The following is a 21,502-nucleotide window of genomic DNA, read 5'->3' on the forward strand; positions in this document are numbered from 1 at the left end:
CCGAGGAGACCTGGTGATCGCGTTCCGTACCGGCAGAAAAATCCCGGCCCGCGCCGAAGTACACGCAGTTGGGGTGTGCCCGGGCGGCGACGCCGAGCGGCCCGACGATCTGGATTGGGGAGTGCTCGACGGCCGCGGGTTCGAGGCCAAGGCCGGACAGGTAGAGATCGTGTCGGGAGGAGATCGGCCGATCGCGGTGGTCGGCCTGGGTCCAGCCGACAAGATGACCGCCGCGGTGATCCGCAAAGCGGCGGCCTCGCTGGCCCGGTCGGCCAAGCGAATGCGGCGCATCGCGGTGTCGGTGCTAGACGCCGTGCCCGACAGCGTCGACCGCGCCGACGCGCTGCGGGCCCTGGCCGAGGGCATGACGCTGGGGGCCTATTCCTACGGCGACTTCAAGTCGCAGCCCAAGCCCAACAAGCTGGAGAACGTGCATGTCATCGGCCCGGGGGGCCGGGCGGCAACCGAGGCGCTGGAACAGGGCCGGCGGGTGGCCGAGGCGGTGTGCTTTGTGCGCGATCTGGTGAACGAGCCCGGCGGTTCGCTTACCCCTATCCGGTTCGCTGAGCTGGCCGAGGGGATGGCCGAGCGGGAGGGCCTGGAAATCACCGTTCTCGATCTGGATGCCATCCGGGAGGCTGAGTTGGGCGGTCTCTTGGGGGTGAACCGGGGGTCGGACCAGCCGCCCCGATTTGTGGAGGTGTCTTATGCCCCCGACCCCGAGGCCGAGTGCCGGGGTTCGGTGGCGTTGGTGGGCAAGGGCCTCACCTTCGACTCCGGTGGCCTGTCGATCAAGACCGGCACCGGGATGATGACCATGAAGTGCGACATGAGCGGGGGAGCGGCGGTGTTGGGCGTGATGGCCGCCATAGCCGCGGTGGCGCCCCCGGTGAAGGTCACCGGATATGTGCCGATGACCGACAACATGCTGGGGGGCGATGCCACTCGGCCTGGCGACGTGCTCACCATGGCCAATGGCAAGACGGTGGAGGTGCTCAACACCGACGCCGAGGGGCGGCTCGTGCTGGCCGACGCCCTGTCGCTGGCCTGCCGGGCCGAGCCCGATGCCATTGTTGATCTGGCCACGCTCACCGGGGCGTGCATGGTGGCGCTGGGTCCCAAGGTGGCTGGGCTCATGGGCAACAACGAGGCGTGGATCAACCAGTTGGCCGATGCCGCCGAGCGCACCGGCGAGCGGGTGTGGCGGCTCCCGCTGCCCGACGACTACAAGGCCCAGCTCGACTCGTCGGTGGCCGACATGAAGAACATCGGCGGCCCCCACGGAGGCGCGCTGACCGCCGGGCTGTTCTTGTCCAACTTCGTGGAGGATCGCATCCCCTGGGCCCACCTAGACATCGCCGGTCCCGCCTTCACCGACGCCGAAGATGCCGAGACTACCAAGGGTGGTACCGGCTTCGGCGTGAGAATGCTCCTAGACGCCCTGGTCAACTTCGACCCGCCCTCGGCCTCGGACGACGACTGAGCCTGGCACCCTATCTCCGAGCGGGCTAGGAGGGGTCGATTCGGGGGTTTGGGCGGGTTATTCGAGGCGGGCGCGCAGGGCGGCAAGTTCGGCCTCGGCGGCGTTGGCACGGGCCTCGGCGGCATCGGCGCGGGCGGCTTCGTCTTCGTGGTCTCGTAGCCAGGTGTCTGTGGCGGAGTGGTAAAGGCGGAGTTTGGGGGGTGCCCAGCAGAGGTCTAGGCCGAGGGCGCTGCTGTGGCCGCGCCGCTGCACTCCGTGGCCGCCGGTTGTCTCAGTGGTGATGGCGATGGGTTCCCATTGGCCGTTTCGCCGGCGTTCGCCGGCAAGGGGGGTGCCGAGGAGTTCTCCGCCGGTGGGATCGAGCCGCCAGTACTCGGCTACGCCGAGGTCGGCGAATCTGGCGGGCTTCTCGTGCAGGTCTTTCTTGTAGGTGGTGTGTGAGGCGATCTCCAGCGCGAAGGCCGGGACGGCGCCGGCTTCCCACACCTTGTAGGTGCTCTTGTTCTCGACGGCGGCGGTGTTGACGCCGAACGCGACCGCCACGTCGGGGGCCACGACGATTCGTGGGTCGCCCTGCTGGTAGTAGATGTTGATGTCGCTGCACACCCAGGCGTCGGGGTGGTGTTCGGCCAGCCAGCCCCGCAGGGCCACGACCAGCTCCATGCGGCGGCGGGTTTGCATGTCGCCTTCGGGCACCCGCGGTCCTTCCGGATAGTAGACCTCGGCTCCCGGTTGGCGGGCCGCCAACATGCTCATCGGAGCGACTTTCTGAACACGGCGCCCACACTACTTCCAGCCCGTTAGCCGCACAACCAAATATGTATGAAATGACATGCAATGCATGTGCATTTACAGTGCCTGCGTGCATGCGCTTGGACACCCCGACCAGTTTCTGGGCGGGTTAGGAGGGGTCGATGCGGGGTGTGCGGGCTAACACTTCGGGCGGCCAGTTCCTTTATACAGGCGCTGTTGTCTGTCTCGGTTCCCAGCTCGAGGTCCACCAGGCGGGCGCATTCTTGGGCGACGCGGACCGCGGCGGTGGCCATTTGGGTGGCGAAGCGCGGGGTGGCGTCTTCGGGATCGCCCGCGACATAGGTGTCGCCGAGGTAGGTGCTGGTCTCCCGCCACACCGAGGCCTGCTCGCCGGTCACCGAGCCCATCGCGTCGCGCAGCTTCCTGGCCTGCTCGCCGCTCAGCCCGGCGGTGGCCGCATCGCCGATCAGACCGCCGACGTCGTGGGTCCGGTCGGGGTGGTCTCCCTCACTCGGCGCGGTCGGTCACCTTCACATCGGCGGGGAAACCAGTGGCGTCGCGGATGCGGCGGCGGGCGGCGGCCACCAGGTTTCGGCGTTCGGAGTAGTCGCCCAGATCGTCGAACACCAGGCACAAGTCCAAGTCCGACCCCGGACGCTGCTCGCCGCGGGCCACCGACCCGAACAACAGCACCATGCCCGGGTCCAACGCAGCAACCGAATGCGCCGCCCGCCGAGCATCCTCCAAGGTCGGCACTGGCCTAGCGGTCACCGGCCTGCGATCTTCCATAGACCCAGCCTAGCTGCCCCTTTCCTGTGCTCACCCCTGCCATTTCCACCGCCCGCCCGCTACGTTGGCAATCACTCGTATCGTCAATTGACTGAACCGTAGAGCAAAATGCTTGCAAACTGGCGCTGTAGCGCTATTCTGTGGGCATGGCCACGATTCAGGTTCGGGATATCTCAGAGAAGGCTTATGAGGTCATTCGCAGACGGGCCCGGTCGAAGGGACAGTCGATCCAGGGGTACATGAAGAGTCAGATTGAACGTCTGGCTCGGGAGCCCGATGAAGACGCTCTATTTGGCGATCTGGAGCACTTCGTGGAGGCCCACAACATTCGGCTCGATGTTGAATCTCTGCTGTCCGACCTCGATGCCGAGCGTCGGTGAATTCAAGCATCGTCGTTGTCGACGCCTCAGCTCTGGTTGCCGCAGTTGCCGATGTCGGTTCGATTGGAAACCAGGCACGAGAGCGGTTGCGGGATAGGCGCCGGATTGTCCCATTCTTGATTGATGCCGAGGTTGGCAGCGCCCTTCGCTCCTTGGTGTTGAGAGGCGATCTAGACGAAAACACCGCTGAGTCGGCAAGGCTATTGGCTGAACGCATGATTCATCGTCGTCATCCCCACCACGGGAAATTGACCGCCCGGGCCTGGCAGCTTCGCCAAAATGTCAGCTTCTACGACGCCCTTTACGTAGCCCTAGCGGAAAGACTCGACTGCCCACTGGTAACTGCCGACAAACGAATCGCCCGAGCCCTGCCCCACACCACAGAAGTCGAGGTCATCACAGGCAACGGCTAGGTGTTCTCGTAAAAGCAGCCCCCGAAACTGTCACAAGCGCTTCGAACGGGCCTTGGTTCATTTTCATCTTGATGAGGTCAACTGGCAGCAGGGCGACTGAGTCTGGCGAACGCTCCGTAGGCTCCTCCCGCGACAATGGTGTCCCCTGGGCCCACCTCGACATCGCCGGCTTCGCCTTCACCGACACCGAAGACAGCGAGACCAGCAAAGGCGGCACCGGTTTCGGAATAAGGATATTCCTCGACACCCTGGCCAACTTCGAACCGCCCGCGGCGGCCGACTGAATGCGGGTGGAGGCATCGGTGGTGAACACCTCACTTTAGTGTGCTTATACATATGAGAAGCTATGCTTATATGCATGAGAACAACCATCATTCTGCCCGATGGTCTTGCTGAGGAGGCGAGGCAGAGGGCCAGGGAGTCGGGGCGAACGTTCACCAGCCTGGTGATCGAGGGCTTGCGCCAGGTGCTGAGGGAATCGGACATGCCGGGCACGGTCGAGCGTCTGCCGGTCCACGGGAGCCCGTCAGATCGGCCGCTCGTCGACATCTCAGATCGTGATGCGCTGGCTGCGGTGCTCGATGCCGACGGCCTTCGATGATCCTTCCCGACGTCAACATCATCGTCTACGCCTACAAGCGTGAAGAAGAGATGCATGGTCAATATGCCGATTGGCTCAACGATGTTGCGGCTGGCGCCGAGGCTCTTGGCCTTGTCGATGTGGTGTTGACCGGCTTTCTCCGCATTGTCACCAACCGCCGGATCTATGCCGAACCAGCTCCATTGAGCGATGCGCTTTCGTTTGTGGCCGCATTGCGAGCCGCGAGTCCGGCCCGGGTTATTCATGGTACCGGAGCAGCATGGGAGCAGTTCGCAGCATTCGCGGAGGCTGATCGGCTCCTGCGGGGCAACTTGGTGCCCGACGCATGGCTGGCTGCGATAGCAGTCACCTCCGGGGCGAGGATCGCGACCGCTGATGCCGGCTTCTCCCGATTCGAAGGGCTCAACTGGTTCGACCCAGCAAGCTGACAGATACCGCTTCCAATAGGTCACCTGGAAGTAGGGCGAATGAGCCAGGTAAACACCCCATAGGCACCCCCCACTACGACCACGAAGAAGGGGGCGAGGAGCCATTGCTGGGTCTCGAACAGCTTGTCGACGGCTTCGACGGGCCAGGAAGCCGCCACCAGCCCAGCCACAGCGGCCAAAACGTTGACCACCACATGTCGCCTGGTCGCAGCCATTTCGATGCGGCCGAAGCAACCGCAGGGTACTGCTGATCCTGAGCGGACCATGGCCGCGGCCACCACCGCGAACCCGGCGTAGAGCGCGGCGAGGGCGGTGGCGGGGACGATGCCCCCAACGATGAATGCGCTGACCGCCACCACGAGTTCAACCAGCCCCAAGAGTCGTACGGCCCATTGACGGTGGTAGAGCTCGAGCCGGGCCAGCGCAGCCGACGCTGGCTCGGGAGTGACCGCTTTCGAGGCTCCCGCCACGCCCAGCAGGACCGCGGCCATCAGATAGACCGCGGCCGCGTATTCCATGGGTTATCTGATCTCCACAGTCTGAGTCATTTCCATGGGCTATCTGGTGAAGCGGCGCAGGGCGTGGCGGCGGCGCTCGGCGTCCAGGGTGGCACGGTCTTCGGCGCCGAGCCGGGGGGTGTCGGGGTGGAGGTGATTGTGGACCTCGGACACCGCCATGAGCCGCAGCGTGGGCACCGGCGCGGTATCGGCGTTGTTCCATCGGTAGGTGATGGCGCCTTGGGGGCAGCCGCCGAGGGCGATCCAGTTCTGGATGCCGGGATCTTGGTGGGAGACCACCACTCGCAGCACGCCGTCGGGGTCGAGGCGGGCCTGGGAGTCGTTCATGGTGGAGGGGAGGTTGATGTAGTCGAGGCTCTGGTACCAGGTGTCGCCCACCTGGATGTTCCAGTACAGGCAGTCGGGCGGGGTTACCTCGAACAACAGGGCCTGGTCGGGGGCCACCTCATACCAGCACTGCCCGTAGGACTGCTTCTCGCTTCCCCCCTGGGCGCTCTGGCTCACCTTGTGAGGGGGAACATGGTCGAAGGAGTTGATCTGGCCCCGGTCGCGCTGGCCCCCGGCGAATTCGGTCCAGAACTTGGGCACGGTGTCCACCTCCCGGGCCAGCTCATCGAACAGCTCGCAGGTCCGCACCGGATCGAGCCGAGTGGGCGGACCCGACGGGTCAAGGCATTCGAAATAGAGCTCGGCTTGGCTCTCAGCGGCCCAGTTGGAGAAGAACTGGCGCACGAACAGCCGACTCTCGCGCGGCTCCACCTGGAACCAGTCGCCAATGTGGTCACCGGGGTCGGGGTCGGGGCTGAAGATCACGTTTATGCGGCCATCGCCGATGTCGGTCAGATCTGTGCTGCCGACGTCGACGAGCTGGATAATGCGCCCCCGGCCGAAGCTGTGGTCCATCAGCGACACGCCCAGATAGCGCAGCGTGTCTATGCGGCCGGTGAGGCAGTAGGTGTGGCTCAGGTCCACCGGAGCGGTCATGTACATCGCATCGGGATTGTCCTGGCCCACTTTGAACGGGTACACCCAGCCCAGCTCGGGGTGTTCGGGGTCGTTGTTCTCCATGATCCGGTCGTAGGCCCAAAACAGCATCCTCAGATGGTGGCGCAGGCCCTCGGCTTGCTCAGAGGGATCTGCACCCCGCGCCGGGTCGAACACGTAGTCGGCCGACTGCTTGAGGCCGTCGCACAGCCGATCCCAGGCAGCCTTCAGTTCATTGTCCACGCCCTATGTCTAGCGCCCCCTCGTGGCTGGGACCGCCTCAGGCTGCGGTCTTGGGAGGCGCGTAGTAGGAGGAGTGGGAGCGCTGGAGATGGGTGGGCAGCCGGCGGAGTTGGGCGTGGTTGAGCGGGGGCAGCCGGCGCCGGATGGCGTAGCCGGCGTGGCTCTCAGAGGCCAGCCGGAACATCACCAGGCGGTGCAGGGTGCGATGGAGGCCGCCTCGGGGTCCGGCCTTGGGGCTGATCCCCAACTGCAAGGCGATGGGGGCCACGGGAAGCTCGAACCCGTCGGGGGAGTTGTCGAACTCTTGGGCCACGTAGCGCATGAGCCACGCCGCGGTGGGACCGATCACCCCGAGCCAGAACTGCTCCACGTATTTGGATCGGGGGTCGTGCCCGTTCTCCTCGGTGATCAGATCGCGCCACGGTTCAATCCACAGAGAAGAATGCGTGAGTAGGGATGTCATGGGAGGATCGTTTCTGCCGGCAGTCGCCATGCCAGATACAGGGAGGAAGTTTTGGTGTATTTTGCCTATGTCCATGTAATCTTGTCAATAGTCAGATCGGGAATTCATGCGGCCGATTGATGAGCTGACGGCCGAGATCGCCGCAGCCCGGGCAGTGCTGGGCCCGGCCGAGAGAATTGTGGTGCTCACCGGGGCGGGGATCTCCACCGACAGCGGTATCCCCGACTTCCGGGGGCCGGAGGGGCTGTGGACCAAGAACCCCGAGGCCGAGAAGACGGCCACCTTGTCGTCATACGTGTCCGACCCCGAGTTGCGCAAGCGCAACTGGCAGCGGCTGGCCGAGGGGTCGATGTGGGAGGGCAAGGAGCCCAACCCGGGCCACCGGGCGCTGGTGGAACTGGAGCGCCAGGGAAAGCTGCACACGCTGATCACCCAGAACGTCGATAGCTTGCACCGGGCCGCCGGCACCTCTGAAGAGCGGTTGGTGGAGATCCACGGCACAACCTCCAAGTTCCGCTGCCTCGATTGCGGGGACACCGCCCCGATGGAGTTTGCTCTGGAGCGGGTGAGGGCGGGGGAGGCCGACCCGCCGTGTCGGATCTGCGGCGGGATATTGAAGTCGGCCACCATCTCGTTCGGTCAGAACCTGGTGATGGCCGACTTGCACCGGTCGGAGCAGGCCGCCATGGCCTGCGACGTGCTGCTGGCGGTGGGCTCCACCCTCACCGTGTACCCGATTGCCAACGTGGTGCCCATCGCCCATCAGGCCGGGGCCCAGATAGTGATCGTGAACGCCGAGCCCACCCCGTTCGACGGACTGGCCGCCGCGGTGGTGCCGGCCTCGATCAGCGACGCGCTGCCGTTGATCGTGGCGCGGTGAATTGGGGGATTGGTAAAATCGGACTAACTAGGTAGGATTTCTATCGATATGTCCATGTTCAGAGATCTGCTCCGAGAGGCCAAGGCTGTAATCAGGGAGACCGACCCGGCTGGTGCCGAGGCGATGCTGGTGCAGGGCGCAGTGCTCCTCGATGTGAGAGAGCCCGATGAGTTCGAGCAGGGAGCGATACCCGGCTCAGTCCACATCCCCCGGGGCAATCTGGAGCCCAACGTGGAGAACCGCCTGCCCGACAAGGACGCCGCGTTGGTGGTGATGTGCGCGGGCGGCGTGCGCTCGGCGTTCGCGGCCCAGACTCTCCAGGAGATGGGCTACCGCGACGTGGTGTCCATGGACGGCGGATTCAACCGCTGGAAGGACCAGGGCCGCAATTGGGGGGTGCCGGTGTCACTCACCCCGGATCAGACCAACCGCTACCACCGCCACCTGCTGCTGCCCGAAGTAGGCGTAGAGGGGCAGCTCAAGTTGCTGGAGGCCAAGGTGTTGTGCCTGGGCGCGGGCGGGCTGGGCTCGCCTGCGGCCCTGTATTTGGCCGCGGCGGGAGTGGGCACCGTGGGCATCGTGGACATGGACGTGGTGGATGCCTCCAACCTCCAGCGCCAGATTCTCCACAACCTCGACCGGGTGGGGGATCGCAAGGTGGACTCGGCCAAGAAGACCCTCAACGCCTTGAACCCGGATGTGAACGTGGTGACCTACGACGTGCGGCTGGGCGCCGACAACATCGTGGACATCATCAAGGACTACGACGTGATCGTGGACGGCGCCGACAACTTCCCGGTGCGCTACATGCTCAACGACGCCTCGGTGAAGCTGGGCATCCCCGTGGTCCACGGGTCGATCTTCCGGTTCGAGGGCCAGGTCACAGTGTTCGACCCCCGCAACGGCCCCACCTACCGGGACATGATCCCCGAGCCGCCTCCCGCCGAGATGGCCCCGAGCTGCGCCGAGGCCGGGGTGCTGGGCGTGCTGCCCGGAATCGTGGGGTCGATCCAGGCGCTGGAGGCCATCAAGCTGATCCTGGGCCACGGCGACACTCTGGTGGGCCGGCTGCTCGCGTTTGACGCCAGCGAGATGTCGTTCCGGGAGTACAGGCTGCGGCCCGACCCGGACCAGCCCATCACCTGGGAGAACCGCGACAAGATCCAGGTGGTGGAACTCGACGGCCTCTGCGCCCCGGCCCCGATCGGCTAGCGGTCAGAATCGCCAGCTCGCCGCCGGAATTGCCGGCTAACCCTCAGCCTCAGCGTCTTTTCTCTGCTCTTCGAGTTCTCGGCGCAAAAGCGCCACCTCTTCCATGAGGATCTGGATGCGCTGCTCGGAGCGGCTGAGCTCCCACGAGTACTGCACCAGCACAACCAGCACGAAGCCCAGGGCGGCCATGAACACCAGTGATGGGGTGTACTCCACTCCGAGCCAGCCGCCCACCATGTCGACCACGTCGGGGGCTGCCGCCATCACCAGCATTAACGCGGAGGTGGCCATCCACAGCAGCCCGTACTTGGAGACCAAGCCCCCTCGCCGCTGGAGCTTGAGGATGATGGCCACCACAAAGGCGGCCAGCAGCGCGGAAACGATTCGGGCAGTGAGGCTCATGATCGACCTCCGATCGAGATGGCGAGCAAGGTTCGCAGATAGTGGAAAACCAGCTGTGCCCCCTGAGTGGAAGGCTGGCCTCCCTGACGAGGGGCCATCGTCACCGGCACCTCAGCAATGGCCAGCCCGGCCCGGGCGGCTATCGACAGCCCGAGCAGATTGTCTAGGTACCCGGCCGGAAGCTGCCGGGAGAACAGCTCCACGCAGGGCCTCGACATCGCCCAGAACCCCGATGTGGGGTCGGTGAGCGCCACCCCGCGGCGATGGCGGAGCACTCGGCTCACCACGCGTATGGCTGCTCGCCGGATGCGGGACACCGGGTAGGGAACCGCGCAATCGGGGTGGAATCGGCTGCCCAGCACCAGATCGGCCCCCGAATGGCAGGCGGCCACCAGGGCGGGGATATCGGTGGCAATATGCTGGCCGTCGGCGTCCAGCACCAGCGCACAGTCCCACTGGCGTCCGGCGGCGTAGCGGAAGCCCAGTCGAAGAGCGGCCCCGTACCCCAGGTTGACCGGCAATCGCAGCACCGTGGCGCCTGCGGCGGCTGCCGTTTCCGCGGTGCAGTCGGCGGAGCCGTCGTCCACCACCACCACCTCTACTGCTCTCACTTCAGCTGGCCTCACTCCTGCTGGCCCGGAGCAGGTCCGCTGCACCTCGGCGATCACCGCGCCCACGGTGTTCTCCTCGTTGTAGGCCGGGATTACGGCGATCAGGCCCGGGTTGTCCACAGCCACAGCCTAGGTAGCGACACCGGCCAAGGTTGCCCCTGCTGCGGCCAGCACCACTGCGGTGAGGCCCCAGCGGATCAAGCGGTTGTCGAGCATCGGTACCAGAGCGGCTGCCGCAAAGGGCAATAGCGACAGCCCGTACCGGGGATTGGTGTCGAAGTAGATTCCCAGTGTCAGGTAGCTGGTGACCATGGTCACCACTCCGGTGGCCACCATCCCGGTGACCGCGGCGGCGGCCAGCGCTCGGTGGTTCGATCCCCTGGCTGTGAACAGCGCCACCGCGCCCAGGCCCACCAGCACCAGCAGGTTCATGAGATCGCCAAGGGGCTCCAACAGATTCCGCGGCAGGGTGTCGGGCACGAAGGGATCCCGCAGGGGAGTGAGCGCGGAGAAGAGCTCGTCGCCGAGGTTGTCCCACTGGAAGCCGTCCACCTGGTAGATGGCGTTGGTGGGCAGCTGCTCGGCGGGGATGTGGCCCCGGGCTTCCTGAACCGCCGACCACGAGACAATCGAGGCCACCGTCAAGATGACCGCGGCCCCCGCGGCCGCCGACCAGGCCCGGATTTGGCGCCGGGTGAGGCTGTCCCGCTGCTGCCAGCCCCGCACCGCCAGATACACCACGGCCGCCCCCACCGCCACCGAGTTGGTGAACTTGAGCCACACCGCGGCCAGCGAGGCCACAGGCAGCAGCCACGCCGGGGCCCGCCCGCCCTCCCAGCGCAGGGCGGCGGCCAGCACCAGCGTCCCGCCCAACAGGGCGGTGGTGTCGGGATTGATGATCGACGATGCGTGCAGCACCCGGGGGGACACGGCCAAAAGGACGATCAGCAGCGCCTTGGCCCAGCGCGATGCCCCCAGGCTGCCCAGCACGTACCACAGCACGATTGCTGCCGCGCCCAGCCAGAGGATTCCCACCAGCCGGGCGCCAGTGACCGGGCTGTCGACGCCGGGGGCGGCCTCGATCGCCGCCCCTCCCAGCGCGGTGGCGGTGTAGTAGACCGGCGGGTGGGGCGAGGCGGTGTTAAGCCCCCAGTTGGGAAATTGGTCGGGGTTCAGCAGGAGCGACCGGCAGGGGGGCAGCTGCACCCGGGCGATGCTGTCGGGGCTGAGGGTTTCGATTCCCCGTTCGCCGGTCAGATGCAGCCAGTTGTTCAAGGCGTCGATGGACAGCCGCGTCGGATAATCGATGCCCCGACAAGCGGCCTCCTCCATGGTCTCCTGGCCGATGGTGTCGCCGTGGCGGGGGATGTGGAAAGGCGACTTGAGGGCGTAGTCGGTGTGCTGGAGCTCGTCGACGTGCGACAGGGCCGGGTGGTCTCGCACGTGTAGCCCCACCAGCACCGCCACCGCCACCAGCACTGCGGCCAGCGCCACCCTGTCGCAGTTCACACGTGACACCTGCCAAGCGTAGACACTGAGAGAGGGGGCTCACCGCCACCATCGGTCTCGCCGCTGTGACAGGGTGGGCCGTACACTGTGCGGCGAATGAAGGGGTTGATCTTGTCGGGAGGTGCCGGCACGAGGCTGCGTCCACTGACCCACACTCGGGCCAAGCAACTCGTGCCCATCGCCAACAAGCCGGTGCTGTTCTACGGCATCGAGGACATGGCCGCGGCGGGCATCACCGACATCGCCATCGTGGTGGGCGACACCCACCAGGAGATCAGGGACGCAGTGGGCGACGGATCGCGCTTCGGGGTGAGCGCCACCTACATCCGCCAGGAGGCGCCAATGGGGCTGGCCCATTGCGTGCTGGTGGCCCGGGATTTCTTGGGCGACGACTGCTTCGTGATGTATCTGGGCGACAACATGTTGGAGCAGGGCTTGGCCGAGTTCGTGGCGCAGTTCGATGGGGAGCGAGAGCAAGGCTCCGGCCACAGTCAAGCGCAGATCCTGCTGACCCCGGTGGAAAACCCCTCGTCGTTCGGGGTGGCTGAACTCGGCCCCGATGGCGATGTGGTCAACCTAGTGGAGAAGCCCGCCGATCCTCCCTCCGACCTGGCCTTGGTGGGGGTGTACATCTTTGACTCCTCCATCCACGACGCGGTGGCCGCCATCGAGCCGTCGGCCCGAGGCGAGTTGGAGATCACCGACGCCATCGACTGGCTCATCCAGAACGGCCACCGGGTGAGCCATCGGATGCTGGACGGTTGGTGGATCGACACCGGCAAGAAGGATCCTTTGCTGGAGTGCAATCGCCTGGTGCTCGACACCCTGGCACGCCGGGTGGACGGAGCGGTGGACGACGCCTCCAAGGTCGAGGGGCGGGTGGTGGTGTCGGAGGGGGCCAAGATCGTCAACTCCACCGTGCGGGGTCCGGCGGTGATCGGCGCGAACACCCGCATAGAGAACACGTTCATCGGTCCCTACACCTCCATCGGCGACGAATGCGTGATCAGCGACGCCGAGCTGGACCACTCGGTGGTGCTCGAAGGCTGCCGCATCGACGGGATCAGCCGGATCACCGACTCCTTGATCGGCCAGCACGTTCAGGTGACCCAGTCGCCCGAGCGCCGCCCGGTGTCCCGGCTCATGCTGGGCGACCATTCCCATCTGGAGCTGGGGTAGATGTCGGCTGGTCATTCTCACTTGGAACTGAGGTAGGGCCATGGCTGAGGTAAGCCACTGTGAGGCGATATCGGGTGTGTTCATCGTGTCCCCCGACATCCATGGCGACGAGCGGGGCGTGTTTGTGGAGACCTACCGGCGGGAGTGGATTCCCGGGGTCCGGGAGATGATCCAGGCCAACCGGGGCGACCGGCGAGCCGGCTCGGTGGTGGGTTTGCACTACCACCTCCATCAGGCCGACTACTGGTATGTGCCCGTGGGCCAGGCCCGGGTGGTGCTCCATGATCTGCGGTCAGGCTCACCCACCGACGGGCGCACAATGACGCTGCCCCTGGGCACCGAGCCCGACGGCGTGAACCACCATCGGGGGGTGTACATCCCGCCGGGGGTGGCCCACGGGTTTGCCGCGTTGTCGGACATGACCATCAGCTATCTCGTGGACGGCTATTACAACCCAGACGACGAGCTGGGGGTGGCCTGGAACGACCCCGAGGTTGGGGCCGACTGGGGGGTGGACAACCCCGTGCTGTCGGCTCGGGACCAGTCCAATCCCCGCCGCTCGGCGATACCGGATCATCTGATTCCCCGTTTCGAAGCCCAAGGGTGACATGAAGCTCTTTGTGACCGGGGGCGCGGGGTTCATCGGATCGAATTACGTGCGCTGGGTGCTGGCTCGCACCGACGATGCCGTGGTGGTGTACGACGCCCTTACCTACGCTGGGAACCGCGACAACCTGCGAGGGCTCGAGGACGACCCCCGCTTGGAGTTCATCCATGGCGACGTCTGCGACCGCGACGGGGTGGCCAAGGCCATGGATGGCTGCGATGGGGTAGTTCATTTCGCCGCCGAGAGCCATGTAGACCGATCCATTGTCGGCCCCGACGCCTTCGTTCGCACCAACTGCGACGGCACCAACGTGGTGTGCGACACCGCTCGGCTGCTGGAGGTGGACAAGGTGGTCCACGTGTCCACCGATGAGGTGTACGGGTCGATCGCTGAGGGGTCGTTCACCGAGACCGACCGTCTGGGGCCCAGCTCGCCCTACTCGGCGTCCAAGGCCGGTGCCGACTTGATCGCGCTGGCTTACCGGGAGACCTTCGGCCTCCCGGTGGCGGTTACCCGCACCACCAACAACTTCGGCCCCTACCAGCACCCCGAAAAGCTCATCCCCCTGTTCACCACCAATTTGCTGGACGGATTGAAAGTGCCCCTGTACGGCGATGGCCAGAACGTGCGGGACTGGTGCCATGTGGACGACAACTGTGCGGCCATCGACCAGGTGCTGCGCCAAGGCCAGGCCGGAGAGATCTACAACATTGCCGGAGGCAACGAGCTCACCAACCGGGACCTGACCAGCCGCCTGCTGGCCCTATGCGGGCGGGATGAGTCGTTCATCCAACCGGTGGCCGACCGACTGGGCCACGACCAGCGCTATTCGGTGGACGCGGCCAAGATGAAAGAGCTGGGGTGGTCGCCGGTCCGGGAGCTGGACGAGGCTCTGGCCTCCACCGTTGCCTGGTACCGGGACAACCGCTGGTGGTGGGAGCCGCTCAAGAAAGCTGCAACATGAGGGCCGCGGGGCCGTGAAGGTGCTGGTGACCGGAGCGGCGGGGCAGCTCGGCCATGACGTTGCCGCGCAGATGGCCGATTCCGGCCACGAGCCCATCGCCGCTGGCCGCGCAGAGCTGGACATCTCCCAACGAGACCAAGTGCTCAGCGCGGTGGGCGCCATTCGGCCTGATGCCGTGGTCAACTGCGCGGCCTATACCGCGGTGGACGCTTGCGAGACCGAGGCCGACCGGGCCTACCGGGTCAACGCTTTCGCGGTACGCCACCTGGCCGAGGCCGCTCGGCGGTTCAATGCCCACTTCTGCCACGTTTCCACCGACTACGTGTTCTCCGGCAACAAGGCCGACCCCTATCACGAATGGGACCGGCCCGATCCTCAGTCGGTGTACGGCGCCAGCAAGCTGGCCGGCGAACAGGAAGCGGGTGAGGCCGCCACCGTGGTCCGAACCTCCTGGCTGTGCGGGCGGCACGGGTCCAACATGGTGGGCACCGTGTTGCGGCTCGCCGCTGGGGGCGGTCCCCTCCGGTTCGTGAGCGATCAGCGGGGCTCGCCGTCGTTCACCGCTGATGTGGCCGCAGTGATCGAGCGGCTGTGTGTTGACCGGCGTCCCGGCCTGTACCACGCGGCCAACCAGGGAGACGTGTCTTGGTATGAGTTCGCCCGGGAGGTGATGGCCGCAGCGGGCCATGATCCCGACCGGGTGGCGCCCATCTCAACCGCTGATTTGCAACCGCCCCGCCCCGCCCCCCGCCCGGCCAACTCGGCATTGGAGAATCGGGCCTTGGCCTTGGCCGGCATGAGGAGCCCAGGCGACTTTCGAGAACCGCTGAAGCGTCTGGTGGCCGAGCTGCTGGGCTAAGCCGCCCCCGCTTGGATGTGAGGCTCGCAGGCATCGTTGGCCTCTTTGTCGGATTCGCCGAGCGTCACCGGCCCCATGTGGCAGTTCACGATGAAGAACGCCTGGTAGAGGGTTTCTAGTTCAGGGGAGGCGTGGGCCAGATGCTCGAGGGCCCGTTGGCGGGCCGCTGCGGCCCGTCGGGTGCGGGGCAGGGCGCAGATGTCGGCCACGCCGTCGCCGTCCCGGTCGAAGGCGTAGGTGGCCGGGCCTCCGAGGCTGAAATTCACGCAGAAGTCCGGTCCGTCGATGATCCCGGAGTAGTACTGCCGGTCGTCCACGGCGTAATCATCCTGACCGGCCGACGTCCCCGGCGACTGAGTCCCGGTGCCGCCATTGGGCGCGGCCGACCCGCCGGGCGAATTGGCCGAGAAGTCCCGATACTGCTGGCACTCGTCCACCGCCTCCTTCTCCGGTTCGCCGAAGGTTGCGGCCACCGAGCGGCATTCCTCGGCGAACCGAGCGTTGAAGATCTGCCGCTCCACCAGGGCAAGCTGCTCGATGGTTTTCTGATGGGCCACTGCGGCCCGTCGGGTGCGGGGCAGGGCGCAGATGTCGGCCACGCCGTCGCCGTCCCGGTCGTACGGATAGGTGATCTGTCCGCCCAGGCTCCGGTTGAAGCAGAAGTCCGGGCCGTCGATGACCCCTGAGTAGTACTTCTGGTCGGCGGGAGTGGAATCAACCGGGGGGGTACCCCCGGGGTCTCCCGGCGTGGTCGTTGGGGAGGGAACGGTGGCGAGGGGAACGGTGAAGCTGAACAGCGTGGACAGCAGCTGGTTTTGTCCGCTCTCCCGGGCGGCGGTATTGATCCGAGCCTGAAGCCGATTGCCGCTGACGGCGACGGTTCGAGACGTGCCGGTGATCCGGACTTGGGCCTTGTCCAACCGGCCCGAAGCGCCGGTGCCGCCAACGATCTCCATGCTGATGAGCTGGCCTATCGCCGTGTCGGTGTGGTCGTTCAGCCACCGGTTGAGGTCGGCCACCGAGTAGGAGCGCGACCAGGAGGCATACGGGTTGGATCCCATGCTGTCGAACGGGTCGGGCTTGGCCGGCAAATAGGCCAAATCAGTGGAGAACACATATCCGCTGCGCTCGGTGTGGCCGCCGTTGGAGGCCGAATAGAAGGCTCGGATGGGTGCCCCGTTGTGGAGCATCACCTGTCCTGCGGTGTTTTGCACGGCCTGAAGCCAGGTGCCGGCGTCGCTGTGCCTCTCCCGAGTATCGCCCACGTAGGCCTGGTCCCACACGCTGGCGTAGAGGTCGAATGGCCGGGTCCATGTATTGGAGGCCCGACGCTCCCGCAGGGTGGCGGTGGCGTAGCTACGGGCGGCGATGGCCTGGGCCTCGTGAATGGCCAGCGGCCAATTCATGGGCGTCTCGGCGATGCCCCACAGATACTGCTCCATCGAGAGGGAATCGAGGATGACGTAGAAGGTGCCAGGGTCACCGCCGGCGGGCACCAGATTTATGCGGCCGTGGGAGTAGGAGTGTCCGGTGTTGGACACCGCCACCGAAGTACCGGTGGCAAAGTGCATCTGAGCGGTACGGCCCGGACAACCGTTGCTGCCGCAGGCGTCGACTCCGTTGATGGTGAAATGCCAGTGGCCGGGGTGGTAGACGACATTTACCGGTGTTCCGGCGGGCACCCGGATCTCGCCTTGGCCGTCAACGGTGATGCGGTTTGCCCCCCGGGGGGTGAGCATGGTTCCGGTGGTGGTGCTCAGGTGGACGCGAATGGCGTCTTCGGGATGCTCGGGGTCGGGCGGAGGTTGGACATCCGTTTCGGTGGTGGGCGTGGCGTCGGCCTTCGGGATCTCAGGTGGCGTGTTGTGGGTATCGCTGAGGAACTTCTCGGGGGTCAGCGAGTCCAAGACAACCCGGAATAGGTTCGGATCACCGGCCTCGGCCACGAGGTTGAAGCGGCCGTGGGAGTAAGAGCGACCAGTGGTGGACACCGCAACCGCGGTGTCGGTGCCGAAGTGGAGCTGGACAGTCTGTCCCGAGCAGCCGGTGCCGCAGAGGTCGGCATTGCCGTATCGGATGCGCCAGCGTCCGCCGACGCGGGTGACGATGACGGGGGTGCCGGCTGGGGCCCGGGCTGCACTCTGGCCGCCGATGGTGATGTTCTGGTTGTCGATGGTGATGCGGTTCAAGCCCTCGGGCGTGAGCGTGGCAGCCTGGGTGACGGCCAGCACGAAGTGGGTCGAACCGGTTGTCTGGTCAACGCCGGTGTTGGGCGCCGCGGGGTCGTTGTGGGGGTCGTTGAGGAAGGTCTCCGCGGAGAGCGAGTCGAGAGTGATGTGGAACTGGCTGGGATCGTTGGCCACGGCCACCAGGTTGATGCGGCCGTGGGAGTAGGAGCGGCCGGTAGTGGACACGGCCACCGCGGTGTCGGTGGCGAAATGGAGCTGGACGGTTTGCCCGGAACATCCGTTGCCGCACACGTTGGTGGCGCCGAATGTGATCTGCCAGAGCCCGCCGACGCGGGAAAAGTCGATGGGCGTTCCCGCGGGGGCTCGAGCTGCGCTCTGGTCGCCGACGGTGATGTTCTGGTTGTCAATGGTGATCCGGTTGAGACCCTCGGGGGTAAGCGTGGTGCTGCCGGTGGTGGCCAGTACCACCGGTGTCGCACTCTCCCCGGCAGCGGGCGTGGCGGGAGAGCTCGGTTCGGGGGAGGAAGGCGGTTCCGCACCGTTGTCCGGGCGCCCATAGTTCTCTGCAAGCACGGTGTTCTCGTAATAGAAGCCCAGGATCTGCTGGGCACTGTGTCCGGCATGGGCTCGGGCCAGGCCTCCCCACTGGCTCATTCCCACTCCGTGGCCCCAGCCGCTGCCGGTGAACGTGGCGGTTGCGGTGGGATCGACGACGAGCACCGGTGAGGGATTGGGATTCTGCTGGGCGGAGGATGGGGCCGCGATCAGCATTGATGCCGCGACCATGAGTGCTGTCGAGGCGGCAACAATCTGTGATAAGCGAGGGCGGTTCAACACCGTCAATCGCTGCCAATGCATAGAACGTCCAAAACCGGTTGGCCGCCCGCCGGGCAATTCTCCCAGCTTCGGCTTCTGCCATCAAGTACACCGCCATGGCAGAAGCCGTCTTCACTGCGGTGGGAGGCTTCTCGGGTGAAAGCGAAACCGGGAGTACAGGTAGGGTGTCGTAGTGGTTCGTCGTCTGCTTGAGCGAGCTCTCCCCCGAGAAACCCGCCGTCGACGGCTGGTCAGCAGGGCGATGGCCATCATCCGGGAGGCACGCCGCGCGGTCCGCCGCACCCAGACAGCAGAGCCGCCCGCCGAGCCGGAGCCCGAACCAGCTCCGCCGCGCCAGCCGGCCGGTGTGACCTATCGGGATTGGTACTGCCGGCTGCCGGCCGACCCCAGCGTCCTGTCGATTCAGCGGCAGTGGTTCGACGAGTGGGTCCGACCGCTCAAAGTGTGGGGACTGGTGGTGGACGACGGCGGCGATGTGGCCGCCACTGAGACGTCGCTGCACAGCCAGACGTGGGGCATGGTGGAAGTGGTCAAAGTGGAGGCTGGCGGGCTGGCCGAGGAGTTCGACCGGCTGTCTCAGGACTGTCCCCGGGACCTGGTGGTATTGCTGCGGGCTGGCGACCGGCTTCGACCCGATGCGGTGTTCCAGATCGCGCGGGCCGCGTGGCGCGACCCGTGGCTGGAGTTGGTGTATTGGGACGACGATCTGGCCGATCTGGCCGAGGTATGGGAGTGGCACCTGGAGGGGATGCCGGAGGGCGTGTATTTCGAAGAAGACCTGGACCGCTTGAGCCGGCCCCGCCTCAAGCCGGGCTGGTCGCCCGATCTCCTGGTGTGCGCGAACTACATCGGCCGGGCCTTTGCCGTTAGGGCCCGATGCCTCCAAGCCGAAGCCGCCCTGCGCTATCGCGATGTCGGGGCCGGCGACGACTCCCTCTGGTGGGATCTGCTGCTGGGACTGGACGTGGTCGACCAGCAGGTGTGCCGCTTGCCCGCGGTGTTGCAAACCGTGGATCGCCGCGACGACCGCGTCGAATCGCACCATCTGGAACTGGTGAACCGTTGGTTGTCGCGGCAGGGATGGCCGGCCCGAGCCGAGGCGGGGGCTGGCGGTGTTCACCTGGCATGGGTGCCAGCTCAAGATGTGCCGGTCAGCGTGATCATCGCCACCCGCCACAATCGAGAATTGCTGGAGGGCGCATTCGACTTGGTCCGCGCCGCCGACCACACCGCCGTTGAGCTCATCATCGTGGACAACGGCGTCCGCAGCGACGGGAACGAGGCCTGGTACCAGGCCCAGGCCGCCGACCTGAACCCGCAGGTCATCTGGTGGGATGAGCCGTTCAACTACTCCGCGGTAAACAACCGGGGCGCAGCCCAGGCCACCGGCGAGGTGCTGGTGTTTCTGAACGACGACACGTCACCGGGCCATCCAGGATGGCTGGACAACCTGGTCGGCTGGGCCCGGCGGCCCGAGATCGGCGTGGTTGGGTCCCAGCTCATCGACGACGACGGCCTTATCCAGTTCGGCGGGGTTGTCATCGGAATGACCGGCCTGGCCGGCCACCTGTTCCAGGGCATGGCCCCCCACTCAGAGAGCCTCATGGGATCCACCGACTGGACCCGCAACACCGTGGCGGTGACCGGCGCCTGCCTGGCCGTGCGCCGGGCGGTGTTCGAAGAGATCGGCGGATTCGACGAGCGGTTGGAGCTGTGCGGCAGCGATGTTGTGCTCGGGCTCCAGGCCCGCCAGGCTGGCTACCGCAACATGGTTTCCGCCGCCACCCCAGTCGTCCACCGGGAATCGGCCACCCGGGGACCCCACATTCCCGAGGGCGATGTGTTCGCCAGCTACTGGGCCTATCAGCGCTGGCTGATGGGCGGCGACCCCTACTTCTCCCCGAACCTCAGCGCGGCCCACCCCGAGCCCAAGGTGTACTGCGAGGAGAAGCCGGGGGTGCTGAGCCAGCTCACCGAGATGCTGGGCCGGCCCATGGAGATCTTCTACCAGCGCAACGAGACCGGGGAGGCCCACGCTCTGGCGTTCGCATCAGAAGCCGATCGGGCGCTGGCCGAGTCGGTGCGCCAGGGGCACCGGGGCGTGGTCGGGCGACAAGAGGTGAGAACGGTCAACTGGTTTGTGCCCGAATTCCAGAACCCGTTCTACGGCGGCATCCACACCGTGTTCCGGCTGGCCGACCATCTGACTCGCAACCACGGGGTGGAGAACCGGTTCATGGTGATGGCGGGTCCGGAGAACCACGACGAGCGGTGGTACCGATCGGGGATCACCGCCGCCTTCGAGTCGCTCGCCGAGAGCCCGATCGCCCACCACGACTCCTTCGCCTTCGATCCCAGCGATGTGCCTGCGGCTGATGCCGCCATCGCCACCATGTGGACCACCGCCTATTTCGCGGCCCGCACCCCGGGCCAGAGGCGCCGCTTCTACCTGATCCAGGATTTCGAGCCCATGTTCTACCCGGCGGGCACGCTTTACGCCCTGGCCGAGCACAGCTACCGGCTAGGGCTCTACGGGTTGTGCAACACCGGCCATCTGGCCGACATCTACCGGGATCGATACGACGGGGTCGCCCAGCACTTCTGGCCCGCGGTGGACGACACGGTCTTCCATGTCCGAGGTCGCATCGATCCCGATCCCGAGCGCCCGGTGACGGTGTTCATCTATTCCCGTCCCGGCCATCTCCGCAACTGCTGGGAACTGGCCGCTCGGGCCGTGCGCCTCGTGAAGGACGAACTGGCCGACGATGTTCGCATTGTGACGGCGGGATCGTGGGCCTTCCCCGAGCACATGGACTCCCTCATCACCCACATGGGCCAACTCGACTACCGGGAGACCGGCCCGCTCTATCGATCCTGCGACATCGGCGTGGCGCTCACCACCTCTGAGCACCCCTCTTACCTGCCGCTGGAGCTGATGGCCTGCGGCACCGCGGTGGTGGCCTTTGAGAATCCGGCGGGGGACTGGCTTCTGCGCCACGACCACAACTGCATGCAGTCGCCCCAGACGGCAGACGGGCTGGCCGCGGAGATCGTCGCCCTGGTGCGGGATCCCGCCCGCCGACAGCGGCTGGCCCAGCAGGGCTTGGCCGACATAGCCTCCCGCCACGCTCGCTGGGATCTGAACCTCCACGGCGTGTACGGCTTTCTGTGCGATCCCGGGCCGCCGCAGTGAGGGCT

General features: G+C 66.2%; 22 protein-coding genes. 13 read left to right on the plus strand and 9 right to left on the minus strand.

Annotated elements, in window-relative coordinates:
• The first annotated feature begins 13 nt into the window (after positions 1–13).
• Positions 14–1,483: a leucyl aminopeptidase gene (locus tag ACOQPI_RS09435; protein WP_420619399.1), complete on the plus strand. Its 1,470-nt coding sequence runs from the start codon at positions 14–16 to the stop codon at positions 1,481–1,483.
• 57 nt (positions 1,484–1,540) lie between these two features.
• On the opposite strand, the gene ACOQPI_RS09440 is transcribed toward ACOQPI_RS09435, so the two are convergent.
• Together ACOQPI_RS09440 and ACOQPI_RS09445 are read right to left on the minus strand one after the other, a co-directional pair.
• On the minus strand, positions 1,541–2,239 hold the full coding sequence (locus ACOQPI_RS09440; protein ID WP_420619400.1) for a Uma2 family endonuclease: 699 nt from the start codon (positions 2,237–2,239) through the stop codon (positions 1,541–1,543).
• Positions 2,240–2,743: 504 nt separating this feature from the next.
• On the minus strand, positions 2,744–3,025 hold the full coding sequence (locus ACOQPI_RS09445; RefSeq protein ID WP_420619401.1) for a nucleotidyltransferase domain-containing protein: 282 nt from the start codon (positions 3,023–3,025) through the stop codon (positions 2,744–2,746).
• A 146-nt stretch (positions 3,026–3,171) separates the two neighbouring features.
• On the opposite strand from ACOQPI_RS09445, the gene ACOQPI_RS09450 reads away from it, so the two are divergent.
• The 5 genes from ACOQPI_RS09450 to ACOQPI_RS09470 all read left to right on the plus strand — a co-directional run bounded on the left by ACOQPI_RS09450 (position 3,172) and on the right by ACOQPI_RS09470 (position 4,847).
• Positions 3,172–3,405 carry an antitoxin gene (locus ACOQPI_RS09450; RefSeq protein WP_420619402.1) on the plus strand — a complete coding sequence of 78 codons (234 nt, stop codon included), beginning with the start codon at positions 3,172–3,174 and terminating at the stop codon, positions 3,403–3,405.
• Positions 3,402–3,818: a type II toxin-antitoxin system VapC family toxin gene (locus ACOQPI_RS09455; protein ID WP_420619403.1), complete on the plus strand. Its 417-nt coding sequence runs from the start codon at positions 3,402–3,404 to the stop codon at positions 3,816–3,818. The genes ACOQPI_RS09450 and ACOQPI_RS09455 overlap by 4 nt, the downstream gene beginning before the upstream one ends.
• Positions 3,819–3,889: 71 nt before the next feature.
• Positions 3,890–4,102: a hypothetical protein gene (locus ACOQPI_RS09460; protein ID WP_420619404.1), complete on the plus strand. Its 213-nt coding sequence runs from the start codon at positions 3,890–3,892 to the stop codon at positions 4,100–4,102.
• A 74-nt stretch (positions 4,103–4,176) separates the two neighbouring features.
• Positions 4,177–4,419, plus strand: a complete 243-nt coding sequence (locus ACOQPI_RS09465; protein WP_420619405.1) for a hypothetical protein — start codon at positions 4,177–4,179, stop codon at positions 4,417–4,419.
• On the plus strand, positions 4,416–4,847 hold the full coding sequence (locus ACOQPI_RS09470; protein WP_420619406.1) for a TA system VapC family ribonuclease toxin: 432 nt from the start codon (positions 4,416–4,418) through the stop codon (positions 4,845–4,847). The genes ACOQPI_RS09465 and ACOQPI_RS09470 overlap by 4 nt, the downstream gene beginning before the upstream one ends.
• A gap of 20 nt (positions 4,848–4,867) precedes the next feature.
• On the opposite strand, the gene ACOQPI_RS09475 is transcribed toward ACOQPI_RS09470, so the two are convergent.
• Genes ACOQPI_RS09475 through ACOQPI_RS09485 form a run of 3 tightly spaced genes read right to left on the minus strand, consistent with a single transcriptional unit; the run spans position 4,868 to position 7,055 of the window.
• Entirely contained in the window at positions 4,868–5,365 is a 498-nt protein-coding gene (locus tag ACOQPI_RS09475) for a MauE/DoxX family redox-associated membrane protein (protein WP_420619407.1), read from the minus strand.
• 39 nt (positions 5,366–5,404) lie between these two features.
• Positions 5,405–6,592 carry a hypothetical protein gene (locus tag ACOQPI_RS09480; protein ID WP_420619408.1) on the minus strand — a complete coding sequence of 396 codons (1,188 nt, stop codon included), beginning with the start codon at positions 6,590–6,592 and terminating at the stop codon, positions 5,405–5,407.
• A 37-nt stretch (positions 6,593–6,629) separates the two neighbouring features.
• The gene (locus ACOQPI_RS09485) at positions 6,630–7,055 is read right to left on the minus strand and encodes a hypothetical protein (RefSeq protein ID WP_420619409.1); all 426 of its coding nucleotides are present in this window, start codon (positions 7,053–7,055) and stop codon (positions 6,630–6,632) included.
• Positions 7,056–7,161: 106 nt separating this feature from the next.
• Between ACOQPI_RS09485 and ACOQPI_RS09490 the strand changes: the two genes are divergently transcribed.
• A complete protein-coding gene (locus ACOQPI_RS09490) occupies positions 7,162–7,935 on the plus strand; it encodes an SIR2 family NAD-dependent protein deacylase (RefSeq protein ID WP_420619410.1) in 774 nt (257 codons plus the stop codon).
• A 48-nt stretch (positions 7,936–7,983) separates the two neighbouring features.
• The gene (gene moeB / locus ACOQPI_RS09495; protein ID WP_420619411.1) at positions 7,984–9,147 is read left to right on the plus strand and encodes a molybdopterin-synthase adenylyltransferase MoeB; all 1,164 of its coding nucleotides are present in this window, start codon (positions 7,984–7,986) and stop codon (positions 9,145–9,147) included.
• Positions 9,148–9,183: 36 nt separating this feature from the next.
• Here the strand turns inward: moeB and ACOQPI_RS09500 are convergent, their stop codons facing one another.
• The 3 genes from ACOQPI_RS09500 to ACOQPI_RS09510 are packed head-to-tail and all read right to left on the minus strand — an operon-like array spanning position 9,184 to position 11,678.
• On the minus strand, positions 9,184–9,549 hold the full coding sequence (locus ACOQPI_RS09500; protein ID WP_420619412.1) for a DUF2304 domain-containing protein: 366 nt from the start codon (positions 9,547–9,549) through the stop codon (positions 9,184–9,186).
• A complete protein-coding gene (locus ACOQPI_RS09505) occupies positions 9,546–10,280 on the minus strand; it encodes a glycosyltransferase family 2 protein (RefSeq protein WP_420619413.1) in 735 nt (244 codons plus the stop codon). Before ACOQPI_RS09505 ends, ACOQPI_RS09500 begins: the two co-directional genes overlap by 4 nt.
• Positions 10,281–10,289: 9 nt before the next feature.
• Entirely contained in the window at positions 10,290–11,678 is a 1,389-nt protein-coding gene (locus ACOQPI_RS09510) for a hypothetical protein (RefSeq protein WP_420619414.1), read from the minus strand.
• A gap of 87 nt (positions 11,679–11,765) precedes the next feature.
• Here ACOQPI_RS09510 and ACOQPI_RS09515 point away from each other — a divergent pair, with 87 nt between their 5' ends.
• Genes ACOQPI_RS09515 through rfbD form a run of 4 tightly spaced genes read left to right on the plus strand, consistent with a single transcriptional unit; the run spans position 11,766 to position 15,278 of the window.
• Positions 11,766–12,848, plus strand: coding sequence for a glucose-1-phosphate thymidylyltransferase (locus ACOQPI_RS09515; RefSeq protein ID WP_420619415.1), 1,083 nt, complete (start codon positions 11,766–11,768; stop codon positions 12,846–12,848).
• A 40-nt stretch (positions 12,849–12,888) separates the two neighbouring features.
• A complete protein-coding gene (locus ACOQPI_RS09520; protein ID WP_420619416.1) occupies positions 12,889–13,455 on the plus strand; it encodes a dTDP-4-dehydrorhamnose 3,5-epimerase family protein in 567 nt (188 codons plus the stop codon).
• 1 nt (position 13,456) lies between these two features.
• Positions 13,457–14,419, plus strand: coding sequence for a dTDP-glucose 4,6-dehydratase (gene rfbB / locus ACOQPI_RS09525; RefSeq protein WP_420619417.1), 963 nt, complete (start codon positions 13,457–13,459; stop codon positions 14,417–14,419).
• A 13-nt stretch (positions 14,420–14,432) separates the two neighbouring features.
• Positions 14,433–15,278: a dTDP-4-dehydrorhamnose reductase gene (gene rfbD / locus ACOQPI_RS09530; protein ID WP_420619418.1), complete on the plus strand. Its 846-nt coding sequence runs from the start codon at positions 14,433–14,435 to the stop codon at positions 15,276–15,278.
• Here the strand turns inward: rfbD and ACOQPI_RS09535 are convergent.
• On the minus strand, positions 15,275–18,253 hold the full coding sequence (locus ACOQPI_RS09535; RefSeq protein ID WP_420619419.1) for a SpoIID/LytB domain-containing protein: 2,979 nt from the start codon (positions 18,251–18,253) through the stop codon (positions 15,275–15,277). The genes rfbD and ACOQPI_RS09535 overlap by 4 nt on opposite strands.
• Before the next feature lie 223 nt (positions 18,254–18,476).
• Here ACOQPI_RS09535 and ACOQPI_RS09540 point away from each other — a divergent pair, with 223 nt between their 5' ends.
• Positions 18,477–21,497, plus strand: a complete 3,021-nt coding sequence (locus ACOQPI_RS09540) for a glycosyltransferase (RefSeq protein WP_420619420.1) — start codon at positions 18,477–18,479, stop codon at positions 21,495–21,497.
• The last annotated feature ends 5 nt before the right edge of the window (positions 21,498–21,502 follow it).

It is taken from the genome of Candidatus Poriferisocius sp. (assembly GCF_965219815.1).
Classification (GTDB): Bacteria; Actinomycetota; Acidimicrobiia; order Acidimicrobiales; family Bin134; genus Poriferisocius.